The sequence below is a fragment of the Niastella sp. genome, from assembly GCF_045805085.1.
In the GTDB taxonomy this organism is placed as follows: Bacteria; Bacteroidota; Bacteroidia; order Chitinophagales; family Chitinophagaceae; genus Niastella.
This window is the reverse complement of the sequence record NZ_JBJMLX010000074.1, coordinates 1-4,200: the sequence shown is the minus strand read 5'-3', so window position 1 is coordinate 4,200 and position 4,200 is coordinate 1. Positions and strand designations below refer to the sequence as shown.

2 protein-coding genes are annotated in these 4,200 nt (G+C 48.6%); both read right to left on the bottom strand.

Features of this window, described 5'->3' with window-relative positions; all coding sequences use genetic code 11:
• Nucleotides 1–1,194: RagB/SusD family nutrient uptake outer membrane protein (locus tag ACJ751_RS03370; RefSeq protein ID WP_407743960.1), on the bottom strand; the 1,194-nt coding region annotated here is incomplete at its 3' end.
• Between the two features lie 21 nt (nt 1,195–1,215).
• Nucleotides 1,216–4,089 carry a SusC/RagA family TonB-linked outer membrane protein gene (locus ACJ751_RS03365; RefSeq protein WP_407743961.1) on the bottom strand — a complete coding sequence of 958 codons (2,874 nt, stop codon included), beginning with the start codon at nt 4,087–4,089 and terminating at the stop codon, nt 1,216–1,218.
• Nucleotides 4,090–4,200: the final 111 nt, after the last annotated feature.

Sequence of the window (4,200 nt, the reverse complement as noted above, 5' to 3'; positions counted from 1 at the left end):
TTCCGCATAGGTTAACAGCACCTCGGGGTAACGGATGATGAAGGTAGTGGCGCTGCCCCACCAGTCATTGGCTTTATGCGTTTTCCAATCGTAACTTTCGTCGTCGCGGTATTTCAGGAAATAAGGATGTTTTTGCAGGGTGTTCTGCCAGGTTATTACATTATTGGGATCGTTCTTTACAAAATACGCGCTTTGATACGTGGCGTCCTTGCGGGGCCCGGCCGGAAATTTATTATAGAAGGCAATTTCTCCATAGCCATCTTCCCAACCGCCTTCTTCATAATCGGGTGAGAAGGGATTGGGCCCGCACATGTTCCCATTTTCCCAACTCCAGTTGGGAATATCATTATCATAATAACAGGCAAATACCGCCTCTTTATTGTACTTGTTGCCGATCTTCCAGATATCGGCAAAATTCGTCATCAGGTCGTAGCCCCAGGTAGCTTTTCCATCTATAACTTCTTTTGCTTTGGCGGCGGCCAGCGCGTATTTGTCGGCCTGTTTCAACGGCCAGCCGGCCATGGTCAAATACACATTGGCCAACAGGGCCTTTGCCGAGCCTTTGGTAGCCAGGATATCGATGCTGTTCTGTCTTGATTTGCCGCTCCAGTGATCGGGCAGCATGGTCTCGGCTTGCTGCAGATCGGCTACGATCAGATTATAGATCTCGGCTATGGTAGCATTGGGCCGGTTAGCCTGCGGCACGGCTTCCGTGGTCAGCGGTACTTCTCCCCAGGTGCGGGTCAAATAGAAATAACTGACAGCGCGCATGAAATATGCATAGCCGGCAGCGTTATTACGTTGATCGTCGGTTGCTGTTGTTGCGTTTGTATAATGCTGAAGGAGTGCGTTGGCCGATTTGATGGTGGCATAAAAATAATTCCACCACGGAGTCATGCGGCTGTTGGATGCGTTGGCGTTAAAAGCATCAAAGTCTGAAAAATCTATTTTGTTACCTGCCCTTTTTGCGGTAATGTCATCTGCGGCATAATAGGGACCTACAATGGTGTTAAAAGCGCCATTGAGCTGCAGGGCCAGGGCGGCCTCGGCCAGCTCAAGGTCTTCGCCTGTTTTGTAAAAATTTACCAGCGTAACGCTTCCCTGGGGTTTTTCGTTGAGGTAACTTTTGTTACAGGCCATGGCCAACAGCACCAGCGCCAGCCAGCCGATAGTATATTTATTGAATTTTTGCATTGTTATCACTTTAGGTCAGTTTTAAAATTTCACCTGTACACCAACGGTAATTGTTTTGGGAGAAGGATAAGCACCCAGGTCGATACCTGCGTCCTGATCACTGTTTGCCATGGTAGATGTAGCTTCGGGATCAAAGCCTTTGTATTTGGTAATAGTGGCCAGGTTCTGTGCGCTGATGAAGATCTTTGCAGCTGCCAGCTTCAGCCATTTCTGGCCGAGCTCATAGGACAGGCTCACATTCTTTACCCTTACATAACTTCCATTCTGCAGGAACTGCGTACTCTCTACCCAGCTTTTATTTTTGCTGCCGGGGTTGGCAAAGGCAGAACCGGGATTGGAAGGCGTCCAGTAATGAGCTGCATCGGCGAGGTTGATGAATTTAACGTCACTGGCAGGCACAACGGTAGCGGCGTAGGTGGCATTGAAGATCTTATTGCCATGCGAGCCCTGGATAAACACGTTCAACTCGAAATTCTTATACGCCACTGAATTATTAAAGCCCCATTGCATTTTTGGCATAGCCGATCCGGTAATCACCCTGTCTTCAAACCCAATAGTGTTGTTCCCATTCACATCTCTGTACATAGCGTCACCGGCTTTGTAATTTCCTTTATCGGCCTGGTAAACGCCTTCCCATGGAATAAGGTAAAAGGCGCCGAGCGATTGTCCTACTTTTACTACCTGGATACTATTGGAAATAAGTCCGCCGCCTATAACCGGCCGTTCCAGCATGGAATCTGCACCCAGGCTTATCACTTTATTCTGGTTGAAGGAAGCATTGAAGGAGGCATTCCAGGTAAAGTGGCCGCTTTTAACCGGCGTTCCGTCCATCACGATTTCCCAACCTTTATTATTTATCCTGCCGATGTTCTTCAGGTAGGTACCACCGCCATCATAGTTATTGATGCGGGTGTTGAGCAACAGGTCGCTGGTGTTCTTATTATAATAGTCCACGCTTATATTCAGCCTGTTGCCGAATACACTTGCATCGAGCCCGACATTCGTTTGTTTCGAGGTTTCCCATTTTACATCCTTATTGGCCGGGTTGCCCAGGGTATAGCCCGGGTAAACGGTGGTGGTGCCATAAGAATAAATAACGGGGGTGAGCAGGCCAAGCGTGCTGTATGGGTCTACGGCCTGGTTACCGGTAACGCCCCAGCCGGCCCTTACTTTAAGATTGGAAAAAATACCGAGGTCTTCGATGAATTTTTCATTGCTCAGTTTCCAGCCAACACTAAATGATGGGAAATTACCCCACTTGTTATTGCCCTGGAATTTGGAAGAACCATCTCTTCTTATAGTGGCCGTCAACAGGTATTTATCATTGTAGCTATACGCTGCCCGGCCCATATATGACAAAAGCGACCAGTTGCTATAACCGGATGCAATACCCTGCGAAGCATTCAGCCCCAGGTTGTAATAGCCGTTCGATAAAGAAGCCAGTCCGGAACCGGTTGCGCTGAAGGTATAGAACTTATTGCCGGTAGCTTCCATTAAAGCAGTACCCGTGAGGCTATTTTTGCCGAACGTTTTATGGAACGTAAGGACGTTGCTGTTTTGATAAGTATATTTTTCAGTAGAACTTTGTCCCGATCCATGATTACCCGGACTGATCCAGTCGTTATTCACATAGGCAGACCTTGATAATTGCAGATCGACACCGGCATTGACCGTAAGGGTGAGCCAGTCGGTAATGGCATATTTCAATTTGCCATTGAAAATTCCCACATTGGAAAAATTATCTCCATTGCGTTCCTTAATAACCATATAGGGGTTACTCCAAATGGGCGAGATGCCAAAGCGATTGTACTGGCCAGACGCATCATAGACCGGTTCTGTTGGCGCCCAGGTAAGCGCGCCCATAACAGGATTGCCTTTGGAGCCAATATCGTCGTTATTGTGCGAATTGATGCGGCCTGCATACACGTTGATGCCAATAGTCAGCCGCTTGCTTAATTTCAGGTCTATGTTGGAACGAAAGCCAAACTTTTTCTGGTTACTGTTCTGTAATAAACCTTCCTGGTTTACATAGAAACCCGACACATAATATTTTGCATTGTCGGTTCCGCCGGCAGCTGACAATTGATGGCTTTGGGTAACCGAATTATCGAAGATCATACTTTGCCAGTCGGTCGTTTGCCCGGCAAAAGATTGCGGATCGGGAAATACGGCGGCGCCGGCCGTTAAATTGGCCACATTTGCATACGTTACCGCATCCATGAGCTTGTATTTTTTCATGGGTCTGTTAAAGCTGGCAAAACCATTATACTCAATTCTGGGCTTACCGCTTTTGCCGCTTTTGGTAGTAACAAGGATCACCCCGTTAGCGCCTCTTGAGCCATATACAGCCGTAGCAGACGCATCCTTCAACACTTCCATGGATTCAATATCGTTCACGTTGATGTCGCTCAGTCCATTGCTGCTGAGGGCAATACCATCCACCACATACAGGGGATCGTTGCTGGCGTTCACCGAATTGGCGCCGCGGATGCGAATTTTAACGCCACCGCCCGGCGCGCCGGAGTTATTGGTAACGGCTACACCCGCCACGCGGCCCTGCAGGGCAGATGAGGCGTTCACTACCGGTTGGTCTTTGTATGCTTTGGCAGAAAGGGTAGCTACAGCACCGGTAAGATCGGTTCGTTTTTGCGTACCATACCCTACTACGATCATTTGTTCTTCCACCACAGCTATAGCAAGCGTAACATCGATAGCGTCTGTGGCAGCGGAGATCTTTACCTGTTGCGGCGCATAGCCAACGGAAGAGAATTCGAGTACATCGCCGGGCGCTGCCTCGATCGTAAATTCGCCATTCTCATTGCTGGCCACGCTTATATGCTGCGCTTTATTGGTCACTGTTACGCCAGCCAGGGGTTCACCCCTGTCGCTTGTGATTACTCCTTATAATTGCACAAGCGCCGGAGGCGGCGGCGCGTTGTTTACTTCCGGCACTTTTTCTTTCATGACAATCGTTTCGCCGAACCGTACAAAGGTGAACGGCTGGTT